Origin of the sequence: Levilactobacillus suantsaii (genome assembly GCF_014069315.1) — a bacterium.
Lineage (GTDB): Bacteria > Bacillota > Bacilli > Lactobacillales > Lactobacillaceae > Levilactobacillus > Levilactobacillus suantsaii.
This window is the reverse complement of record NZ_CP059603.1, coordinates 141,170-160,703: the sequence shown is the minus strand read 5'-3', so window position 1 is coordinate 160,703 and position 19,534 is coordinate 141,170. Positions and strand designations below refer to the sequence as shown.

Sequence of the window (19,534 nt, the reverse complement as noted above, 5' to 3'; positions counted from 1 at the left end):
AATGGATAAATTTGTTGCAATGGTGGGGACCAATGCTAAGACCTCCACCAACCGAACGCTACTCCAGTACATGAAGCGGCATTTTGCCGACCAAGCCGAACTTCAGCTGATGGAAATCACTGATCTTCCCTTATTTAATAAACCTGAAAACAGCCCGATTCCACCGCAAGTCGTGACCATGGCTACGGCCATCGATGACGCTGATGGGGTGATCATCGCCACGCCGGAATACGACCATTCGGCCCCGGCAGCGCTGATGAACGCCCTTGAGTGGTTATCTCACCGGGTCCACCCGTTTGTCGACAAACCGGTCATGATTGTGGGTGCGTCGTACGGGTCATTGGGTTCGTCGCGGGCCCAAGCCCATCTCCGGCAGATTCTGGATTCCCCAGAACTGCGGGCTCGCATCATGCCAAGTTCCGAATACTTGTTAGGACATTCTCTGCAAGCCTTCGATGACAAGGGTAACCTGACGGATGCCAAAGATGCGAAGAAGTTGGACGGCTTATTCAAGGACTTCCTAACCTTCGTGAAGTTCTCCGGTGAGCTGAACAACGCCACGGGCCTCAATAAAAAAGAAGCCAAAGATTTCGATTGGAGTACCTTAGAATAACCCATAAAGGAGCGTATAAGTTATGAAGTTAGTTGGAATTGCCGGTTCAGTAGCCGATAAGTCGTATAACCGGATGTTGTTGAAGTATATGACGACCCACTTTAGTGACCTGGCGGACATTGAAATGCTCGATATCAAAGACGTCCCGCTGTTTAATGAAAGCGATGACCAGACCAATAGTGATGCGGTCCAGTACTTAAAGCACAAGATTGAAGCCGCTGACGGGGTCATCATCGCCACGCCAGAACATAACCACACCATTACGGCGAGTTTAAAGAGCGTCATCGAATGGTTGTCCTACAAGATTCACCCACTAGATGGTAAGCCCGTTATGATCGTCGGGGCTTCCTATTACAACCAAGGGTCGTCTCGCGCACAGTTGAACTTGCGCCAGATTTTGGAAGCGCCTGGCGTTAACGCGGTCGTCTTACCCGGCCACGAGTTCCTCTTAGGAAACGTCAAGGAAGCTTTTGATGCGGATGACAACCTGAAGGACGAGGGGACCATCAACTTCCTTCAATCCACCATGCAAAAATTTGTGAAGTTTGTCACTGTAATCAATTCAATGGAAAAGAGTGCCCCGAAAGACGATGATGGCGCCGATAGTGAAGACTTAGGCGCTACGGGCAAGATTTCAACGACCGTTGAAGGTATCGACATGAACGCCCCTGATTGGGTCGAACAAGCCGCCAAGAAGACTAACGCCGCTGAAGGTAACGACTACGTCAAGTTAGACCGCGGACTATTGACCGTTGACCAATTGAACGCCTTTCTGAACTCGATGCCGTTGGAATTGACTTACGCCGACAACAGCAACCAGTTCATCTACTACAACAAGATGGGACCGGCAGAAGACATGTTGGCCCGGCGGACGCCAGACCAAGCCGGTGATCCGTTGTCAACGGTCCACCCAATGAAGGCCCGGGTCATCAAGCATGTCAAGCAAGTTATCCACGCCTTACGGACCGGTGCTTCCCAGGAAGTCCGCATGCCCGTTCCAGGCAACACAGCCGACAAGTACGTGGTCCACAACTATCGGGCCATGCATGATCCGGATGGCAACTACATGGGGGTCAACGAAAACGTGGTCGATATCATGCCGATGATCAAATGGTATCTGAAGCAGACCGGTCAAAAGCTGGAAGGTAACCCAGATGCGACGACCAGTGCGTCCGTCAAGGCTGAGGAACCCGCACCAGTCGCTGATGCGTCTTCTAGCGCTTCCGTGGATGACGGCGCTGAAGAAAAGCCCGCAGCCAAGCCCGCACCAGCCGCTACACCGAGTGATGGGTACTCCAGTGCTTCAGTCAATGATTAAGCTGGATTAATCGAATAGCGCTAAAAAAGTCGACGTGTTTAGTCGACTTTTTTGATGACTCGGTGAGAAAGCATTTGAAAGTGGGGAAAAGTCCGCTGCCTAAAATATTTTTTGAAAAAAACATCACATTCTTTCAAGGGCAATGGCGTCGCAGTAACGAGGCGTTCAGCTTAGGGGCCCAAGCGTTAAGCAGCCCCTTTTAGCTAAAACAACCACGGTAACAAAATTGGCTGGTGACTATACTTCAGCTGGTCAGGTGATTGACACCTCTGACAAGAGGCGGTACATTAGATGTGTAAATTGAAAGCGCGAACATGGTCACTAGTAAATTTTAGTTGCTTGCATAGAGAGCCAACGGTTGCTGGAAATTGGCGAAGCAGCGGGATCGAATCCACGACCTAAGCGCCTGGTTCCGAATGAAGGAACCACGGTGAGACGTTATACTCGTTGAGTGCATCTTCATTTGGATGCAAAGTTGGGTGGTACCACGTTAACTCGTTAAGTAGACGTCCCATGACTTGTAGAATTGCAAGTCATGGGACGTTTTTAATTTCAGCAGTTAGAAAGGGAGTTCTTGTCTATGCTAGATCCGAAATATGTCCGCAACCATGCCGATATCGTGAAAACTAAATTGCAGACGCGGGGCGTCGATCCTAACGAAATCGACGAGTATTTGGCGTTGGACCAACAAAATCGGGATGCCATTACGAAAGCCGAAACGTTGAAGAACCAAAAAAACGAGTTGAGCCGGCAGATCAGTCAAGCTGACCCGAAGTCTGACGCGGGTCAAGCTCTGATTCAACAGGTCAAGACGTTCAATGGGGACATCAAGAGCACCGAAGCAGCCCAAGAAGAAGTTGCGGAACGGTTGCACTATTTAGCGGTCCGCTTCCCGAATCTGCCTGCTGATGGTCTTCCCGTGGGCCCCGATGAGAACAGTGATGTCGAAGACCGCAAGTGGGGGACCATCCCGACTTTTGACTTCGAACCCAAGGCCCACTGGGAACTTGGCGAAAACCTGGGTATTCTCGACTTTGAGCGGGCGGCGAAGGTCTCCGGGGCCCGGTTCGTCTACTACAAGGACGCCGGGGCCAAGTTGGAACGGGCGGTCTACTGCTTCATGCTAGATTTGCACACCCAAAAACAAGGATATCACGAGATTATTCCGCCATATTTAGTCAACGGCAAGACCATGTTTGGGACCGGCCAATTCCCGAAGTTCAAGGAAGATGTCTACACGGTGGAAACGACCGGCGAGACGCTGATTCCAACCGCCGAAGTCCCGTTGACCAACTACTACGCCAACGAAATCTTAGATGAGGATCAGTTACCAACTTACTTCACTGCCATGACGCCGTGCTTCCGGTCTGAAGCCGGTAGTGCCGGCCGGGACACTCGGGGCTTGATTCGGATGCACCAGTTCCACAAGGTCGAGATGGTGAAGTTCTGTAAGCCTGAGAATTCTTATGCGGAACTAGAGACGTTGACCGATAACGCCGAAGAGGTGTTGCGAGAATTGAAGCTCCCGTACCACGTCATCACGTTATCCACCGGCGACCTCGGCTTCTCCTCCGCCAAGACTTATGACGTGGAGGTCTGGATGCCGCAGCAAAATGTTTACCGCGAAATCAGTTCTTGCTCCAATTGCCTGGACTTCCAAGCCCGGCGAGCGATGATTCGCTACCGTAAAGCCGATGGTACCGTGGCGTACGTCCACACGTTGAACGGGTCCGGATTAGCCGTTGGGCGGACAGTCGCGGCCATCTTAGAGAATTATCAACAAGCCGATGGTACGGTCAAGGTGCCGGAGGTTCTCCAGCCCTACCTGGGTGGTCTGACGGTAATAAAATAGGAAATCAATCGAGACGTTAAATTAGTTACTGGGACGGACCATTGACCCGGTATGGCGGGACAGTTGCCCCTCCAATAAAACGCCAAAGAGTGGTAAAATGATTACTCATAATCATTTCGCCACTCTTTTTTAATGCCGTCATCATGAAACTTGCACCGGGAATCTCGCGGGGGAGGTTGAGGAGACGGGGGAAAAGACGACTTGACGACCTGATTCAAAAAGTCGGGCTCATCCAGCCGACGTTGTACATCCCATCTAGGAGGCATTATCATGAAAATTATATTCGGGGTGTTGGTCTTACTGGCCGTTATCGTTGTGATGCCCCTGTTTACATTTAGAGCACCTAAAGGCCAGCGAGCGATGAGTGCCTTATCGAACGCCGCTTGTGCCACGTTTCTGCCCCAAGCCTTTCTTAGCTACGCCATCGGGGGCGTTTTCCACATTGATTTTGTCAAACAAATTGGGGACACCATGGGATCGATGGGGGGCCTAGCCGTTGGGGCGTTGGTCCCGCTAGCGTTTGGTATCAGTCCGGTGTTTGCCGTTTTGCTGGGGGTGTCCCTCCTAAAATTTAAATTACTACCGGCCTTTGTGGCAGCCTACCTGGTCTCATTTCTGGTCAAGGAGATTCAAAAACGTTTCCCAGACGGGGTAAACCTGATCATCATCGTGCTGGTGGGGCCAATCTTGGTCAACCTGATTGCGGCGGTGACGTCGCCGGGGATCATGGCCGTCCTCCACTTGATTGGGAACACCATCGTCTCCGCTGAAACTGGCAACCCGCTAGTTATGGGAGCTGTGTTAGGCGCGATTATCCCGTTAGTGGGGATGACACCGTTGTCCTCCATGGTTTTGACCAGTTTGATCAGCTTGGTGGGGGTTCCCATGGCTGTCGGGGCGCTGGTTTGTACCGGCAGCTCGCTATTGAACTTCAGCTTCTTTCGTAAAATGAAGTTCGGGGACCGCGCCACGACTTTAGCCGTGACCATCGAACCCCTGACGCAGATTGATATTATTTCGACCAATCCCGTACCCATCTTTACCACTAACGCAATTGCCGGTGCCATCAACGGCATGGTCATCACAGCACTAGGATTAGTGGTGAACGTGACGGGGATGGCCACCCCGTGGGCAGGCTTGATCGTGGTCTTTGGGATGAACCCGTTAACGAAGGTCTTATTGGCCGTGGGCATCATTCTGATCAACAGTACCCTGTGGGCGTATATTGGCAGTTGGGCCTTCCGTAAGTTCAAGATTCACACGGTGGCCGAGATTCGCGCCAAGGACGCGTTAGCCCGAGATAAGACTGATAAAACGGTGAAAGTTTAAGTGAAAATTTAGTGGCAGTGATACCTATTTTGACGGGCGTCACTGCTTTTAGTTTCTCATCCTGGGTGACCGCCAACAAGACTGTAAAATTAAGCACCGGTTAGCGAAAACTGTCGTTAATCGGTGCTTTTAGGTGGTGATTAAATTATTTTGCAACGCGTAGCGCACCAGTTCGGGGCGCGAGTGCATTTTGAGTTTGTGCATGATGCTGGCCTTGTGCGCTTCGACGGTTTTGGGGGAAATAAAGAGCTTCGCCGCAATTTCCTTATTGGCGTACCCCAGGACCATCAGCGGAAAGACCTCAATCTCACGTTTCGACAGGCAGGTGTACCGATTGTTGGTCACCAGCTGTTTACGGGTCGGGCAAGGGTCAAGCTGTGCGTCCAGGTAGGCCTGGTCAGCGAGGACACTTCGAAGTGCCCAAACGATTTCGTGGTTCGGCGAATCGGTCAACAGGTACGCAGCCAATCCTTGGTGCAGAAAATTTTCGGCCAGGTGTTTCGAACAAAGCGGCCCAAAGGCAATAATCTTGGGGGTCGCAGTTGGTGGGGCCAAATAGGTGTGGGCCAGCGTTGGCAGGTCCTCGGGGTAGTCACTGGTCAGGACCAGCAACACGTCGAGGGTCGCCAAAGCGGGGCGTAATTCCGTCCACTCGGTGAGTTGGGTGGTGACGGTGCAATTGGCCTGTTGATTGACCAGAAACGCCACCCGGTCCTTTAACGCCGTCGTGTGGCCTAAAATTCCGATACGGTACATCGTCTCCCACCTCCTCGAAAAGCCCCAGTGAAATTTGGTCATCTGATTAAGTCATTACTGATAGTTTAGCATGAATTTTGGGGGTCAGTGACCGTTTTCGCTGGGTAATAATTATCCAATTTTCACTAAGCGTGGCGGTGTTTTCGGACGATAAAATAGCCTATAATAGAACCAGCAAGTGAACCATAATTGTGAGGAGGGGTTAGCGATGGAATGGCCCATTGCGCAAGATTACCTATTATTAACGGAGAAGATCACGGACCGACCGCAGCTCCGGACCCGGGTTACCACGCAGGCCTACCTAGTATTAGCTGCGTTTTTAGATCTCCGGGAGGCACAACTGATCACTTTAGACAGTGACCGCGTTACGATTCCAAGCGTACCGCGGTTAGAGGCGGCGCTACCGGATAGTCTTCAATCGATTTCCCAGCGTTTGCAAGCGGCGCTCAACCAGAGCCCCGCCACGGTGGACGTTTTCAAGCTTCTGGTCAGTTGGAATTTGGCCAACGCACTGTACGATACGATTGGCCCGCAACTGACGCAGCGTGACCAGGTCGAAGCCGTGACCTTTCAAAATAACTTGTTGCCGCATACGATTTACGTCCCGACTAAGGCGGGCAAACAAGCGTTACTGACGACCCTCACTCAGGAATTGCGGGCTCAAACGCTGACGGCAACGCACCGAGAACTCCTCACGATTTTTGAGCAGTTGGACGCCCTCAAGTGGATCTTGCCAGCAGACCTAAGCGCTACGGTCCCAGCCCAGTTGGTTCGGGGACCGGAATACGCGACGGTTCACGCGCTGACTGCCATGGCGGCCCATCGCATCACCATGCGAAAGTTTGAATTAGATTCGTGGCTAAGTTGAACCCGTAAAGAAAGGGGTTATCCATCATGCGTCGACGACAGTTACTCGGTCGCTTGATTGCGTTAGGTTTGACGATTGGGGTTATTTTGGGGTTGAGTGCGCTACGACCAACGCCCGCCCAGGCCAAGACCAGTCAAGCCGTGACCTGGTACCGGCAGTGGCAAAAAGCCTACGTCGGTGGGAAAACGCAGAAGTACGTGCGAATGAACGACGGTAACGGGGCCACCACGGTGGTCTCGGAGAGTCAGGGCTACGGCATGTTGGCCGCGGTGCTGGCTGCGAAGAAGGGCGTTAAGTCGCACACGACCTTCAACCAGTTTTACCGCTACTACCGAGCCCACCGCATCTCCAAGCAAAATCCGCTGATGTGTTGGCAACAGACTAAAAAGAACGGCAAGCTCACCAGCGTGGGGTCACAACGCAACAGCGCCACGGACGGCGATTTGGACATTGCCTACGCCTTGATTTTAGCCGACCGGCAGTGGGGGAGCAAAAAGACCAATTACAAAGCGGGGGCCCGGGCCATTTTGAAGGCCATCAAGAAGTCCGAAATCAATTCAACGACTAAGTTGCCGTTGATGGGGAACTGGGCCACCAACAGTTACGACCGCAGTAAGCTCCGGACGTCAGATTTGATGACCGGCTACTTCAAGACCTTCGCCAAATTTACGGGCGATAAGAGTTGGAATACCGTGGCTAAGCGCAGCCAAAAGCTGGTTAAGAAGCTCAGTGCGCGGCATAAGACGGGCTCGTTCCCCGATTTCATCCGGGTCACGGGCGCAAAATTAAAGTTGACCACGGTCCGCGCTTACCAGATTGAATCCGCCACCGATAACCAGTACGGTTATAACGCCTGCCGGGTCCCGTGGCGCTTGGCCCAGACTTATAAGCTGACCAAGGACGGGACCACCAAGAAAGCCCTCAAGAAACAGTTGAAGTTCTTCAACCGGAAGCAACGGCTGACCGCGGGGTATACGTTGGGCGGTAAAGCCGTCAACAATTACACCAATCCGGCGTTCACCGCACCGGCCAAGTACGGGGCCCAGGTCCTCAAACAGACTAGCCTCAAGCGTAAGTTGAGTCGCCAATTGCCCACCAAGATTCAAAAGAAGAGTTACTTCGGGGCGACGATTCAAGTCCTCACCGCTTTACAATAACTAAGTAACGCCGCCAACCGGAAAATCCCGGTGGGCGGCGCTTTTTGTGCGACCACAAAAAAAGGAGCCGGCCCGTAGCCGACTCCTCGAGATGCAATTTAATTAAGGTTTAGTAAGTTGACACGTAAGCCTTGTTGGCCGTGACGTACTGACCGTTCGTTAATTGGAAACGGTAGGCGTTCTTACTGTTCTTGGTGATGGCTTTGACGGCCAGCTTGGTGCCGACCTTGACCTTACTGTTCCGGTGTGCCTTGGTGAAACTGGTGCCGGAGTACTTGTAAACGGTCTTCTTGGTCTTGATGCCCGTCACGTTTTTGACCGACTTGTAGTAGCTAGGTGCGGCCTGATGGGTGGCGCTGCCGTTGAACCAACTCTTGACCACGGAACTGCGTAGGGCCTTGATCAAGTCAACGCTACCGCTAATGCCGGAGACCCGCCCTTTGCTGGTGTATTGCCAGAGATCAGCCTTGACACCAGGAACGTTAGGCTTCACGGAACTGTACTTGGCGATCCAGGCCCCGTCAAACTTCGAGAAGTTCAACTTGTGGGCCGTGGCGTAGTATTCCCCGGAGTACAGGATCAACGGTTTGTTGGTCAGTTTCCGCATGGTTTTTAACCAAGCGTTGACGTAGGTTTGTTCGGACTTCTTAGCTGAGCCCATCCGTTGTTCTTCGTCTAAAGCAAAGAACTTGGTGTGCTTGTTACTGCGCTTGTAGAAGTCTTTGGCTTCCTGCTGGGCGTCCTTAACGCTAGTGAACTCCGCAAACATATATTGGCCGAACGGTACGCCGGCCTTGTAGGCCCCATTAGCGTTGACGTTGCGCTTCGAATCGATCATGTAGCCGGTGTCGCCCTTGCTACCATGTTGGACCCGAATCAACGCGTACTTTAAATCCTTCGATGCTTTGTTCCAATTAATGTTCCCCTGGTATTGGGAAATATCAGCGATTTTCTTGCCAGCTGCGTTAGCGGTGGTCGTGTTTAAGCTAACCCCGATAGCCACTGCGGCCGCCATGGCAGCGAATCCAATACCCAAACGACGTAACTTATTTCGCATAAGATAATCCTCCTCATTCTTTAAGGCTATTGTACACGGTGATAAATTGCCATAGGTTACCAATTATTAACATTTATTTACAATTTTATTGCAGAAAAAAACCATTACCCGCAAAAACGGTTAATGGTTTTTCGGAATTAAAGTTACCGTGCGGCCACGTAGATCTTCAAGGCGAGCTTAGCGCGGGCCTTATCGGTGGCGGTCACGGGGTTGTATTTCTTCATGTTCTTGGTGACTTGCTTGTAGCTGTAGACCTTGTTAGTCCCACTTTGGTAGTACATCAAATCCTTGGTGCTCGGCGAGTGGTCCAGTCCCATAGTATGGCCGAATTCGTGGGCCACGGTGCTGGCGTACTCGTACATCCGGCCCTGCGCCGCAACGGATTTGTCGATGGCGGTCAGCTTTTGACTGACAGTCTTAAACGCACTCATATTGTGGGCCACCTTGGCCTCTTCTTGATCTAATTCGTCAGAGTAGGCGTTTGAGCTGGGACTGATGTTTTCCTTCGCCAGGTTCTTCTTGGCGGTATTGACGATGGTATCACTGTACTTCTTGTCGAAAGCCGTCTGTAAAGATGAACTCATTCGTTGCGCGATGTTTTGTTTGGCAGCCTTGTAATAGGACCAGCGAATCTGGACTTTCTTAGTTGCAGGGGTCCACCAAGCATCGCTGTTATCACTCTTTGAAGCCTTGGCGTGGGAGACGGAGAAGGTGAAGGTATGGTGCTTCTTGGAGCCTTTGGTGAACTCCTTCTTGCCTAACTTGTGGTTCCAGTAGTCCATGGCTAACTGGACGCTCTTCTTCAAGTTCTTGTCGGATGTCTTGACCCACACCGTGGCTTTCCCATTTTTCTTCAATCCCGTTTGGGCGTCGTAGACCAGCTTGTATTTCTTTCCCAACTTCTCAGCGTGTTTACGATAGTAGCTGTTACTCTTCTTGAGGACGCTAGCCGATGGCTTAACGCTGGCGGCCTGAGCCGTCACCGTACTAGTCGCAGTAATGGGCATCACCAGTAGGGCGGCCGCGGCCGCAACCAGCACGGGGTGGGCTTTCAATCGTTGTGCGTTACGCATGATATGGTACCTCCTTAAATCCCCCAAAACAGTTGTTGTTTCTAATAGCATAGGACTTTCACTTGAGTGGGTCAAGCAAAGCCGACACCAATTTCAACCGATCATAGTTCCTATTTAGCAGACTTGGCTGCGGCTTCAACTTCAGTTTACCACTCAAGCGGAATAACACGTCAACCAATCAGATTTGGTAAAATAGATATTATTATCGAAGGGGGAATCTTAGTATGGTTACTCGATGCTCCTGGGCGAACGGCTCGCCCAGCTTACAACACTATCATGATACTGAATGGGGGCGGCCGGTGCACGATAACCGCCAATTATTTGAATTGTTATGTATGGAAACTTATCAAGCGGGGCTCAGCTGGCAGACGGTCCTGAACAAGCGGGCGGCGTTTCACCGGGCCTTTGCCGATTATGATTTGGCCCAGGTCGCGGTGATGACGCCCACTGATTTAGAACGGTTGCGCCACGATGAAAGCATCATCCGTAACCGGCTGAAATTGGCGGCAACGGTGACCAACGCGCAAGTCATCTTGCACTGGCCAGCCGGAAGCGACTTTAGTACCTGGTTGTGGGCCTTCGCCGGTGGCCGACCGATTCGGCATCACTGGACGCAGACCGACCAGATTCCACCCACGACGGATCTGGCCCAGCACATTTCCCGGGAAATGAAGAAGCGTGGGTTCAAGTTTGTGGGCCCAACCACAGTCTACTCGTTTCTGCAGGCAGCCGGGTTGGTCAATGACCACCTGATCAGCTGTGATTGGGCGCCGGAAAATCAGCGGGCAAACTGACCGGTAAAGGCCTCGATTAGGGCGAAATGATTGCACTGCCCGTAAACCGTTAACGGGCGGTTTGACAGCATTTCAACGCCTTTTTGCGTTATTGTGCATCCTATTACCGATTATCCGTGCAAAACTTGTGGGGTGGGGTTAGAATGGGAAGGATAATGACTGCAGAAATGAGATGACCAGAATGTGTACCAGTTTAACTTATCAGAATAGTCGCGGGGACCACTTTTTGGCCCGGACCATGGACTTTGCCTTTGAATTGGATGGCCGACCACTGTTTATGCCCCGAAATTGGACCGTTGCGGGGGATGCGGGTGAGTTTACGACCAAGTATGGCTTCGTCGGTGCCGGCCGCAAGTTAGGCCACGAGATGGTAGTAGATGGCGTCAACGAAAAAGGCCTGGGGGTCGCCGCTTTGTACTTCCCGGGTAACGCGCACTACGAAGCCCACGCCACTGAAGGAAAATTAGGCCTCGCACCCCACGACTTTACGGCCTGGGCGTTAGGCAACGCCGGGAGCGTGGCGGAACTTGCTAAGTTAGTGCCCCACGTGCAACTCGTTGACGTGCCGGTGGCCTTACTTCAGTTGACACCGCCGTTGCACTTTATCATTAGCGATACCACGGGGAAAACGGCAATCTTAGAAGCCACCGGCCCCGAGTTACACCTGATTGATAACCCGGTCGGTGTCATGACCAATGCGCCTGAATTCGGGTGGCATTTGCAGAACCTCAGCACCTACGGGACTCTGACCGCCCAAGAGCGGCCATTGAACAATTATCTGGGCTACACGTCCAAGACCCAGGGTCCAGGGACCGGGGCGTTGGGCTTACCCGGAGACTACACGTCGCCATCGCGGTTCGTACGGACCGTTTTTGCCAAGCACTTCAGCCAGCCCATGGCCGACACGCCCAGCACCTTGAACCTTTTACAACACCTATTGGACAACGTCACGATTCCTAAGGGCGTGAAACTAAAGGCCGATGGTACCAGCGACTACACGCAATACCGCGGGTACATGAGCTTGGACGACCAGGCTTATTACATGGAACCCTACGATAACCAGGAACTTCAACGGGTCGTCTTAACGCCAGAACTCTTGGCCGAGACCACGCCCAAAGAATTTCCGTTGGATCACCAGGTCCATATTGCGAACATGAACTAACTTCGAGGAGGGGGCAAAATGAAGTTTCAGCTACGATCATTTGCACAATTGACGACCGCTGAACTATGGGCCATCTACCACTTGCGGACGGCGGTCTTCGTGGTGGAACAACACTGTGCTTATCAAGAAGTCGACACGGACGATCAGATTGCGGTACATCTCCTCGGACTGGATGCAACTGGTAAATTGGTTGCTTATGCCCGGTTGATTCCTGCCGCGTCCGACCACGTCCAGATTGGGCGGGTCGTAGTGGCACCGTCAGCGCGAAAGGGTGGTTTGGGCCGGCAATTAGTTCAAGAAGCGATTGCGGCTATTCGGAAAACTTGGCCGCAGACCCGTCAAATTGACATCGAAGCTCAGGCCTACCTCCAGGAATTTTACCGCTCATTGGGTTTTCAGGCTGTCAGTGACGAATATTTAGATACGGGGATTCCGCATCTGGATATGATTTTGCCGCTAAATTTAACGACTAATTGATTTTTATGACAAAAAGAAAAGCCGATTCGGGACTGCGGGACTGCTCCGAGTCAAGTAGACAGTTCAAATAATTAAAATAGCTATGCAGTTTTTTGAATGGCATGATTCCGAAATTCTTTCGGGGTCATGCCATTTAGTGTTTTTTGGCGGCGGTTATAGTTATACCAGTTGATGCATTTTTCGATAAGTTGAACCATTTCTTTTCGATTTAATGCATGGTAAAAATTGAAAAACTCTGTCTTCATATGACCCCAGAAACTTTCCAGAGGACTGTTATCTCCGGGAGTTCCTGGACGTGACATACTGTGCTTAACCCCATTGCTAGCCAAACGGTCGTTAAATACCCCAGATGTGTAGCTTGATCCTTGATTTGAGTGTAAAACCGTTGCTTATTGCTAATGCCTTATCAAACGATCCAGTTATGTTGTTTTTCGACCATTTTTCACTGGTTTCACGCTCCTAGTAATGAGTTGTTTACCACTAGTATACTGATGAACCCATTGATAGATGGTACTAACATTAGGAATATTATATTTATCGCACAATCGAGGATAAGAAGTGTTTCCTTCTAGGTACTTCAGAACTATTTTCAGTTTCAAATTGCTTGGATATTTTCCTATGGGTCGATACCGTAGGCCATCGATTCCTTCAAGGTTATATCGCTTTATCCATTGACGTATCTGATCATCCTTGACTCCGTAATCTCTCTGAACAGCATTAGGGCTGGTTCCTTGATTAACTAGACCAATATAGAACAACTTTTTATCAATGGTGTAGCGTGAGCTTTTTCTGCCCATGCAAAAACTCCTCCTTAGGTAGGCAAGCTTTGATTATTTGCTTGTCTACCCAAAGAGGAGTATATCCATATCCCTTCTTTTTTCATAGTTATCAAAGTAGATGAATCCCACGATTCCGAAAATCGAATACACTATTACAAAGAATTTTGGTATCCCAACAATGAAGCTTTCTTCATCTGGGTCAATTGCAATGATGCCTTGAACTGGTGCATGTACTTCAGTACGAGTGTGTCCCATGCTATCACCTCCTTTCAGTGTGATAATTAGTCTGCTGAAGCGTAATGACGTAATCCCTGGCGCCATTCTAAAATAGAAATGTATATAAGCAATACGTCTATGAAAAAAAGCCAAATTAGTGAAAATGTAGAGTATTTGCCACGAATAATATTAGCTGGTAGGTTAGTTACCGTAAGAGATGGGAAAATCCAAAGAAAGATATTCTGAATGATTCGCGGATAAATACTCGCCGGATACGCAGAGGCATCCATAATATACTCAGGTACACCCGCTAAGGCACTTAGACCATCAATCCAGAAGGAAATAGTCACGATAATTTGGTTGATGGCAAAGACGAAAATAACACCCGCCAATATAGCAAGAATATAGCTAATTAGTGACAGAATTGAAGTTCCAAGCTTAACTAGTAATAAAGCCTCGATAACGCCCGATACGAATACTGGAATTAGAGATGGGAAGTCAGCTCTAAATATCATGTGAAAGTAATAGCTATTAACTGGACGGACTAACGAGTAATCTAGGGTTCCATCAAGTATTTGCTCTGTTAGATGTTCATGGCCAGATACAAACAAGAACTGGTATAAATAACTAATAAGGTTTGCTGTAGTAATCAGGTTTAAATAGTTTAGAAAGTCCCAGCCAAAAATAGATTTTGAAAATGAGAAATATACCGTTCCAGTAACTAAAGCAATTAAGTAAAACATAATCCCAAAAATAGCTGTTAGAATAGATGTACCGCGATAGACTAAGGATTCCCCTAGACTCTGAGATAGTAAAATCCTATAAAGTTTGATCATTATCCACCGACCCCCTCATAAGACTTTAATCCTTTAGTCCATGTTAATTTCATCGTTATTATTAAAATGAAACTCCAAATGCAAGATAATGCAATATCGAGTAGTACATCCTTGTGAGTTAGCCTTTTTAGTACAAGTAAAGTTAGTTGATTCCCTGCAAGGGAGAACGGGTTATAAATTAACCATTGGAGACTGTATGGTAAAACTTGCAGGGGAAAGGACTGCCCACCGAGCAATAAAAAAGCGGCGGTTATAACTGGTCGTAATGGCCAAACTTGAATTAGCCAAAAACTGCACAGACTAATAGATGCTACTAGGAGGAAAAACATAATGTAAACACTGACAATTAAAACTAAACTTAGTATCAGGAAAAATAGGTCGTGTATGCCAATTGTAAAAGCAAAGAATAACATGTAAATTAAAACATATGGAAAAGTAGATCCAAGATATTCAAAAAATTCCTTAAGTGCAAAACTTATCGGTCTGGCAAATTACAAGTTTAATCCGAACAAGCCCGGAATCTTTCAATGGCAGTCTGTTGATGATGTATTTTTAATTGTCGTTGATTAATTAGTTCAAGTGCTGCTAGGATCTCATCAGTCGTTACTTGGCTAAAATTGGTCTTTTTCGGGAAGAACCAGCGTAACCGTCTATTAAAATATTCATTGGAACCTCGCTCCCATGGTGAATATGGATGGCAAAAATAAACTTTGATCTGATAATCCTGTTCTAAGGCCTGATAATTGGCAAACTCTTTACCATGATCAACAGTAATGGATTTTACTTGGGGACCGAAGGCCCCCATAAACTTGCCAAAGGCGGTGTTTAGAGCCTTAGCCGTTCTATTAGGGGCTTTGATGGCCCATAGAAGTCGGGTCTTACGTTCTACGAATGTAACCAGACATGATCGTGACTCACTTCGACTAGAAAGCACCGTATCTACTTCCCAATGACCAAAAGCTAACCGTTGATTAACAGTTGTTGGCCGTTGTTCGATGGAAGTCCCACTTGTAAATTTCCCACGATTTTCGCTCACTCGGTGCTGGCGGACATTCCGATTGGGTAGATCAGTCAATTTGAAGGGGAGCCAGCCACGATTAAGCCAATTATAAATTGACGCAGTGCTCAAGTTATAAGCGGCCGCAATGATTTCTGGTGACCAGGTTAATCGTAAGTGATTGGTAATTAAAGTCGCTAATGCTGCCGTCAGCATCGAACGACGACCGCAATTCCGCCTTTTGCGATCTGCATCTTGCTGAGCTAATTCTGGATCATAAGGTTTAACCCGGTCCAACTCATAGCTAATCGTAGCTTTGGCGACGCCTAAGGCGTCAGCCATTACTTGGTAAGATTTATTCCCCTCATTGACCAGTTGTGCTAGTGCGCCACGTTGAAAACGTGATAAAGTAGATGTACCCAAAGTAATCACTCCCTATATTGGTTGGAATTAGCTACTACCATTGTAAGTGATTGCTTGGGGCTTTTTAATTTCTGTTCGGATTAATTATAGAATTTGCCGTCTTAATAAGACTACTGAGAGATTTCCGCTTCTTACTAAGGCACTAAACTTAAAAATAAGAGATGTGGAAAACACTAGTGACAGTAAATTCACAACAACTAAGTAATTCAACATCTGTGAAGGTATAATTCCAGCAATATTATCGGAAGAACTAAATTTGTAGACCGCTAACCACATGAATACTGATACAGCAACGTCTAAAGCCGTAGTAATTAGTTTTAAGAGTAAGTTTCCTTTATAGATTAGGGTCGAAAACAAACCGTTTTGAAAACAATACAAATATTTTTTCAAATTTCATCGCTCTCACTTCTGAATAGATTAATTAAAATCGTGTCCAAATCGCTGTTTTTCTGTTGCACCGAAATAATTTGCTTTGCGGGAACCGGAATGAGTGACGTGTTTTTATCGTTAATTTGGTATTTGGTATCACTTAATTGGGTCATATTATTAGGAAGTGGGATTATCGGTTCTTTAGTAGTAATTTCAAGAATGTCATTCGACGCGAACTTCGAAGTTAGCGATGGCGTTGTGCCTTCAAACAACTTCTTTCCATGGCTAATTACAATTACCCTTTGAGCAAGCGCTTCAATGTCTTTAGTGTTGTGACTGGTTAAAACAATAGTCATATTTGTTTCAGTATTTATTTTTTTTAAAAACTTATAAATGTTTTCTTGACTGGATACATCAATGCCAATTGTTGGTTCATCAAGAAATAGAATTTTGGGGTAATGAATGATGGCACAGATTAATTCAAATTTTGTTCGCTGTCCAAGGGAAAGTTTTCTAACGGGTACAAGTAATTGCTTTTTAACGGATAATAGCCCTGCTAGATATTGAATACGATTTTTAAAATCTTCTGGCGACACTTTGTATATTTCTCTTAGCATAAGGAGTGTATCCATTGGTGGAAGGTCCCAAATTAATTGGCTTTTTTGGCCCAACATCACCCCAATTTGATTAAGATATTTAACCTCCTTTTTGACTGGGTCGATGTTCTCAAGCAAAGAGATCTTTCCACTACTAACTGGAAGAATACCAGTTAGCATTTTGATTAGTGTTGTTTTCCCAGCTCCATTAGGCCCAAGCAATCCGATGACTTCTCCTGGGTTGATAGAGAAAGTGAGATTTTCAATAGCTGGGATTTTTTTCGTATTTCGTTTAAAGAAATCCTTGAGAGTTCCAGTTAGTCCAGTGCCCTTGGTATAACTGATATAATTGAAGCTAGCATCCTTTGCTTGAATTATGGGTTCCATCACATCCAGCTCCCTCAGTATCTTTGTTGGTAGCCACTATGCACAGTAAGTTTCTTAAAAAAACCGGTAATAATTTTATTAGTAATTTTATTTTTTAGAAAGAAAAATCTGTAAATGATAAGCGATAAGGACATCCATGGGGTGTCCTTTTTCGTGGATACTTGGTAACAGATCGACTAGCATAACGGGTATAGAATAGTCACCTGTCCGCTATTCATGAACGCATTCTATGTTCAAAGGCTTCAAAAATCAAATTGTTTTTTAACTATTTTGTAATTTTTAAATTGAAAAATCATTTAATTTTCAATCGATGAATTTACAATTGAAGTGCAACACATAAGTGAATAAAAAGGCCCATAGTGTGTCAAGGGCGGTGATAAAATGCAGGTTTATGGCGGTTTAAAAATGTAGGTTTTGGGCGGTCAACCGACGCCTTTTAGTCGATAAGACTTTCCGGTAATCTTGACGACATGGACATGATGAACTAGGCGGTCAAGAATCGCCGCCGTTACGGTCGGATTTTGAAAGATTTCTACCCAGCCAGATAAATCACTATTACTAGTAATAATGGTCGAATGACGCTCATATCGTGCGTTGATAAGCTGGAAGAATAGGTTAGCTTCATCGTGATCAATGGGTAGGTAACCAATCTCATCAATGACCAAAAGGTCATAACGAGCATAACGGTTAATGCAGCGCTCTAAGGTGCCCTTCTCGTTAGCTGTTCGCAACCTAAGGAGAAGCTCATGACAGTTGATGAAGAGCGTTCTTTTTCCTTGGCGACAGGCTTCAATTCCAATACTAATGGCTAAATGGGTCTTACCGACCCCTGGACTACCAATAAAAATCAAGTTCTCGTTCTTTTCTAAAAACGCCAAATCTTGAAACCCAACTACTTCCTGCTGGTTAATGCTGGGTTGAAAGTTAAAATCAAATCCCTTTAGTGTCTTTTTCTGCGGAAAGTGTGCCCGCTTTACGATTCGTTCTATCGATTGTTCTTGATTCCATTCAAGCTCAGTGCTCGTCAGTGTAAGCATTGCCTCAGTAAACGATAGTTGTTGTTGATTAATTTGGTCAACATATTCTGGTAGATACGCAACCATTTTGGTGAGTCCTAGGGACTCTAAGTTAGTTAGTAGCTCCTGAAATTTACTAGTCATTATCATCACCTAAACCTGGTCATATTCGCTAAGATGCTCTGCGATGTATGCCTGTATATCCTGCTCACTTTGTCCCTTTAAGAGGTCGGACCCCAATATGCGGACACGGTCTTGCTTATCGTAATTAAATTGATTGGTCGTTATATTGTGCGAACGGATCATTTCTCCGTTATAATAAATTTGGATACGCTGCTCATTATCGGTCAGCTCGATATCGACTGTGCGACCAATGTAGCGTGGATCAACGGAGTACTTACATTTACGAAAGTTAACCATCGATTCTTTAGAGACGATACGGGTAATATCTTCCTCAAAGAATGGATTTAACAGGTTGGCTGGCTGTTCATGTAGGTACTCTTTTTCTTCGTTCTGCCACTTATCCATTGGAACCTGGTTGGTGGCTTGCGAAACCTCATAATTTAAATCTTCACAGAGATCATTGACCAGACCAATGAGTTCTACACCGTCTTCAAACTCATAATTGTACGGGCGAAGTCGCTCCATTGTTCTTGCTAATGCTTCGACGACACCCTTAGTCTGTGGACGAAATACTCGACAAGCAATTGGATTATAGCCAGCATCGTGGCTAAATTGGCGAAAACGCTCGTTAAATATCGCTTTGCCAAAGCTTGATTTGGTATGATCAACAACTTGCTTCATGTTGTCAAACCAAATTTCGGAAGGAACACCACCAGTTGCCTCAAACGCGTCATTTAAGCATTGAAACAACGTATCTTGACTGCGTTCAAAGACCAAAGTGACATATTTCAATTTAGAAAAGGGTAAGACGTAAAGAAAAATGTTGAAACGGTGCGGCTGCCCATTCCTGTCGTATAAAGTCATTTCTTCTTTCCAATCGACTTGGGCCGATAGGCCCGGCGTATGTTCAACACGAATAGTTGCTTTATGAGTTCGTTCCTTACGAATACTGGCACAGTATTCTCGAACGATAGTGTACTTTCCCTGAAAGCCCCGTTTCTGAATGAATTTGTAAATGGCCTTGGCAGAACAATGTAGCTCTAGTTTTTCCTCGATAATGCTTCTATAGCCATCCAGTAAGCTAGGCCGTTTATGTTTGATCAAGGGCAGGGTCATACTCCCTTGGGCCTCCTCATATGCTCTCTTAGCTGTACGATAATCTACCCCAAACTGTCTTCCAAGAGCCGTAAAATTAGGCTTGATATCATTATTCACGTACTGTTTCACTCCTTCGCGGACATCATGTCTCACATTGAAAACCTCCTAAAGTCAATGTGATTCATAATATCAAAAAATGTAGGAAAACCGACATTTTTACGCCGTCATTTTCCTACAT

Annotated in this window: 21 protein-coding genes; 9 read left to right on the top strand and 12 right to left on the bottom strand. The window is 47.4% G+C overall.

Annotated elements, in window-relative coordinates:
- Position 1: 1 nt before the first annotated feature.
- The 4 genes from H3M12_RS00845 to H3M12_RS00830 all read left to right on the top strand — a co-directional run bounded on the left by H3M12_RS00845 (position 2) and on the right by H3M12_RS00830 (position 5,112).
- Positions 2 to 613 carry an NADPH-dependent FMN reductase gene (locus H3M12_RS00845; protein WP_129033243.1) on the top strand — a complete coding sequence of 204 codons (612 nt, stop codon included), beginning with the start codon at positions 2 to 4 and terminating at the stop codon, positions 611 to 613.
- Positions 614 to 635: 22 nt separating this feature from the next.
- The gene (locus H3M12_RS00840; protein WP_129033244.1) at positions 636 to 1,931 is read left to right on the top strand and encodes an NAD(P)H-dependent oxidoreductase; all 1,296 of its coding nucleotides are present in this window, start codon (positions 636 to 638) and stop codon (positions 1,929 to 1,931) included.
- A 580-nt stretch (positions 1,932 to 2,511) separates the two neighbouring features.
- Complete coding sequence (gene serS, locus H3M12_RS00835; protein WP_129033245.1) at positions 2,512 to 3,783, top strand: serine--tRNA ligase; 1,272 nt, start codon at positions 2,512 to 2,514, stop codon at positions 3,781 to 3,783.
- Positions 3,784 to 4,053: 270 nt separating this feature from the next.
- Positions 4,054 to 5,112: a PTS sugar transporter subunit IIC gene (locus H3M12_RS00830; protein ID WP_182150785.1), complete on the top strand. Its 1,059-nt coding sequence runs from the start codon at positions 4,054 to 4,056 to the stop codon at positions 5,110 to 5,112.
- Positions 5,113 to 5,241: 129 nt separating this feature from the next.
- Here the strand turns inward: H3M12_RS00830 and H3M12_RS00825 are convergent, their stop codons facing one another.
- A complete protein-coding gene (locus H3M12_RS00825) occupies positions 5,242 to 5,868 on the bottom strand; it encodes a response regulator transcription factor (protein ID WP_170955011.1) in 627 nt (208 codons plus the stop codon).
- A 208-nt stretch (positions 5,869 to 6,076) separates the two neighbouring features.
- Here H3M12_RS00825 and H3M12_RS00820 point away from each other — a divergent pair, with 208 nt between their 5' ends.
- Both H3M12_RS00820 and H3M12_RS00815 read left to right on the top strand, forming a co-directional pair.
- The gene (locus tag H3M12_RS00820; RefSeq protein WP_129033248.1) at positions 6,077 to 6,736 is read left to right on the top strand and encodes a hypothetical protein; all 660 of its coding nucleotides are present in this window, start codon (positions 6,077 to 6,079) and stop codon (positions 6,734 to 6,736) included.
- Positions 6,737 to 6,762: 26 nt separating this feature from the next.
- Positions 6,763 to 7,893: a glycosyl hydrolase family 8 gene (locus H3M12_RS00815; RefSeq protein ID WP_182150784.1), complete on the top strand. Its 1,131-nt coding sequence runs from the start codon at positions 6,763 to 6,765 to the stop codon at positions 7,891 to 7,893.
- Positions 7,894 to 8,002: 109 nt separating this feature from the next.
- Here H3M12_RS00815 and H3M12_RS00810 read toward each other — a convergent pair whose 3' ends face one another.
- Both H3M12_RS00810 and H3M12_RS00805 read right to left on the bottom strand, forming a co-directional pair.
- Positions 8,003 to 8,950, bottom strand: coding sequence for a GH25 family lysozyme (locus tag H3M12_RS00810; RefSeq protein WP_182150783.1), 948 nt, complete (start codon positions 8,948 to 8,950; stop codon positions 8,003 to 8,005).
- A 143-nt stretch (positions 8,951 to 9,093) separates the two neighbouring features.
- On the bottom strand, positions 9,094 to 10,023 hold the full coding sequence (locus H3M12_RS00805; RefSeq protein WP_129033251.1) for a matrixin family metalloprotease: 930 nt from the start codon (positions 10,021 to 10,023) through the stop codon (positions 9,094 to 9,096).
- A gap of 224 nt (positions 10,024 to 10,247) precedes the next feature.
- Here H3M12_RS00805 and H3M12_RS00800 point away from each other — a divergent pair, with 224 nt between their 5' ends.
- The 3 genes from H3M12_RS00800 to H3M12_RS00790 all read left to right on the top strand — a co-directional run bounded on the left by H3M12_RS00800 (position 10,248) and on the right by H3M12_RS00790 (position 12,456).
- Entirely contained in the window at positions 10,248 to 10,817 is a 570-nt protein-coding gene (locus tag H3M12_RS00800) for a DNA-3-methyladenine glycosylase I (RefSeq protein WP_182150782.1), read from the top strand.
- A 181-nt stretch (positions 10,818 to 10,998) separates the two neighbouring features.
- The gene (locus H3M12_RS00795; protein ID WP_129033253.1) at positions 10,999 to 11,979 is read left to right on the top strand and encodes a choloylglycine hydrolase family protein; all 981 of its coding nucleotides are present in this window, start codon (positions 10,999 to 11,001) and stop codon (positions 11,977 to 11,979) included.
- 18 nt (positions 11,980 to 11,997) lie between these two features.
- A complete protein-coding gene (locus H3M12_RS00790; RefSeq protein ID WP_129033254.1) occupies positions 11,998 to 12,456 on the top strand; it encodes a GNAT family N-acetyltransferase in 459 nt (152 codons plus the stop codon).
- A gap of 80 nt (positions 12,457 to 12,536) precedes the next feature.
- Here the strand turns inward: H3M12_RS00790 and H3M12_RS12790 are convergent, their stop codons facing one another.
- The 9 genes from H3M12_RS12790 to istA form a co-directional block, all read right to left on the bottom strand.
- Positions 12,537 to 12,758 (bottom strand): IS3 family transposase, encoded by a 222-nt coding sequence (locus tag H3M12_RS12790; protein WP_233449195.1) that lies wholly within the window; start codon positions 12,756 to 12,758, stop codon positions 12,537 to 12,539.
- Between the two features lie 117 nt (positions 12,759 to 12,875).
- Positions 12,876 to 13,253: a helix-turn-helix domain-containing protein gene (locus H3M12_RS00780; protein WP_225423570.1), complete on the bottom strand. Its 378-nt coding sequence runs from the start codon at positions 13,251 to 13,253 to the stop codon at positions 12,876 to 12,878.
- A gap of 45 nt (positions 13,254 to 13,298) precedes the next feature.
- Positions 13,299 to 13,490, bottom strand: coding sequence for a hypothetical protein (locus tag H3M12_RS00775; protein ID WP_129033255.1), 192 nt, complete (start codon positions 13,488 to 13,490; stop codon positions 13,299 to 13,301).
- Positions 13,491 to 13,516: 26 nt separating this feature from the next.
- Positions 13,517 to 14,287, bottom strand: coding sequence for an ABC transporter permease (locus tag H3M12_RS00770; RefSeq protein ID WP_182150781.1), 771 nt, complete (start codon positions 14,285 to 14,287; stop codon positions 13,517 to 13,519).
- Complete coding sequence (locus H3M12_RS13105) at positions 14,287 to 14,700, bottom strand: ABC-2 family transporter protein (RefSeq protein WP_129033257.1); 414 nt, start codon at positions 14,698 to 14,700, stop codon at positions 14,287 to 14,289. Before H3M12_RS13105 ends, H3M12_RS00770 begins: the two co-directional genes overlap by 1 nt.
- An 86-nt stretch (positions 14,701 to 14,786) precedes the next feature.
- Positions 14,787 to 15,707 carry an IS30-like element ISLsa1 family transposase gene (locus H3M12_RS00760; protein ID WP_182150780.1) on the bottom strand — a complete coding sequence of 307 codons (921 nt, stop codon included), beginning with the start codon at positions 15,705 to 15,707 and terminating at the stop codon, positions 14,787 to 14,789.
- A 386-nt stretch (positions 15,708 to 16,093) separates the two neighbouring features.
- On the bottom strand, positions 16,094 to 17,059 hold the full coding sequence (locus tag H3M12_RS00755) for an ABC transporter ATP-binding protein (RefSeq protein WP_233449194.1): 966 nt from the start codon (positions 17,057 to 17,059) through the stop codon (positions 16,094 to 16,096).
- Positions 17,060 to 17,481: 422 nt separating this feature from the next.
- Positions 17,482 to 18,219, bottom strand: coding sequence for an IS21-like element helper ATPase IstB (istB, locus tag H3M12_RS00750; RefSeq protein WP_031263932.1), 738 nt, complete (start codon positions 18,217 to 18,219; stop codon positions 17,482 to 17,484).
- Between the two features lie 9 nt (positions 18,220 to 18,228).
- Positions 18,229 to 19,449 carry an IS21 family transposase gene (istA, locus tag H3M12_RS00745; protein WP_042749622.1) on the bottom strand — a complete coding sequence of 407 codons (1,221 nt, stop codon included), beginning with the start codon at positions 19,447 to 19,449 and terminating at the stop codon, positions 18,229 to 18,231.
- Between the last annotated feature and the right edge of the window lie 85 nt (positions 19,450 to 19,534).

Coding starts and splice junctions, on each gene's coding strand:
- H3M12_RS00845 (WP_129033243.1), top strand. CDS start 2: ATGGATAAATTTGTTGCAATGGTGGGGACCAATGCTAAGACCTCCACC.
- H3M12_RS00840 (WP_129033244.1), top strand. CDS start 636: ATGAAGTTAGTTGGAATTGCCGGTTCAGTAGCCGATAAGTCGTATAAC.
- serS (WP_129033245.1), top strand. CDS start 2,512: ATGCTAGATCCGAAATATGTCCGCAACCATGCCGATATCGTGAAAACT.
- H3M12_RS00830 (WP_182150785.1), top strand. CDS start 4,054: ATGAAAATTATATTCGGGGTGTTGGTCTTACTGGCCGTTATCGTTGTG.
- H3M12_RS00825 (WP_170955011.1), bottom strand. CDS start 5,868: ATGTACCGTATCGGAATTTTAGGCCACACGACGGCGTTAAAGGACCGG.
- H3M12_RS00820 (WP_129033248.1), top strand. CDS start 6,077: ATGGAATGGCCCATTGCGCAAGATTACCTATTATTAACGGAGAAGATC.
- H3M12_RS00815 (WP_182150784.1), top strand. CDS start 6,763: ATGCGTCGACGACAGTTACTCGGTCGCTTGATTGCGTTAGGTTTGACG.
- H3M12_RS00810 (WP_182150783.1), bottom strand. CDS start 8,950: ATGCGAAATAAGTTACGTCGTTTGGGTATTGGATTCGCTGCCATGGCG.
- H3M12_RS00805 (WP_129033251.1), bottom strand. CDS start 10,023: ATGCGTAACGCACAACGATTGAAAGCCCACCCCGTGCTGGTTGCGGCC.
- H3M12_RS00800 (WP_182150782.1), top strand. CDS start 10,248: ATGGTTACTCGATGCTCCTGGGCGAACGGCTCGCCCAGCTTACAACAC.
- H3M12_RS00795 (WP_129033253.1), top strand. CDS start 10,999: ATGTGTACCAGTTTAACTTATCAGAATAGTCGCGGGGACCACTTTTTG.
- H3M12_RS00790 (WP_129033254.1), top strand. CDS start 11,998: ATGAAGTTTCAGCTACGATCATTTGCACAATTGACGACCGCTGAACTA.
- H3M12_RS12790 (WP_233449195.1), bottom strand. CDS start 12,758: ATGTCACGTCCAGGAACTCCCGGAGATAACAGTCCTCTGGAAAGTTTC.
- H3M12_RS00780 (WP_225423570.1), bottom strand. CDS start 13,253: ATGGGCAGAAAAAGCTCACGCTACACCATTGATAAAAAGTTGTTCTAT.
- H3M12_RS00775 (WP_129033255.1), bottom strand. CDS start 13,490: ATGGGACACACTCGTACTGAAGTACATGCACCAGTTCAAGGCATCATT.
- H3M12_RS00770 (WP_182150781.1), bottom strand. CDS start 14,287: ATGATCAAACTTTATAGGATTTTACTATCTCAGAGTCTAGGGGAATCC.
- H3M12_RS13105 (WP_129033257.1), bottom strand. CDS start 14,700: ATGTTATTCTTTGCTTTTACAATTGGCATACACGACCTATTTTTCCTG.
- H3M12_RS00755 (WP_233449194.1), bottom strand. CDS start 17,059: ATGGAACCCATAATTCAAGCAAAGGATGCTAGCTTCAATTATATCAGT.
- istB (WP_031263932.1), bottom strand. CDS start 18,219: ATGACTAGTAAATTTCAGGAGCTACTAACTAACTTAGAGTCCCTAGGA.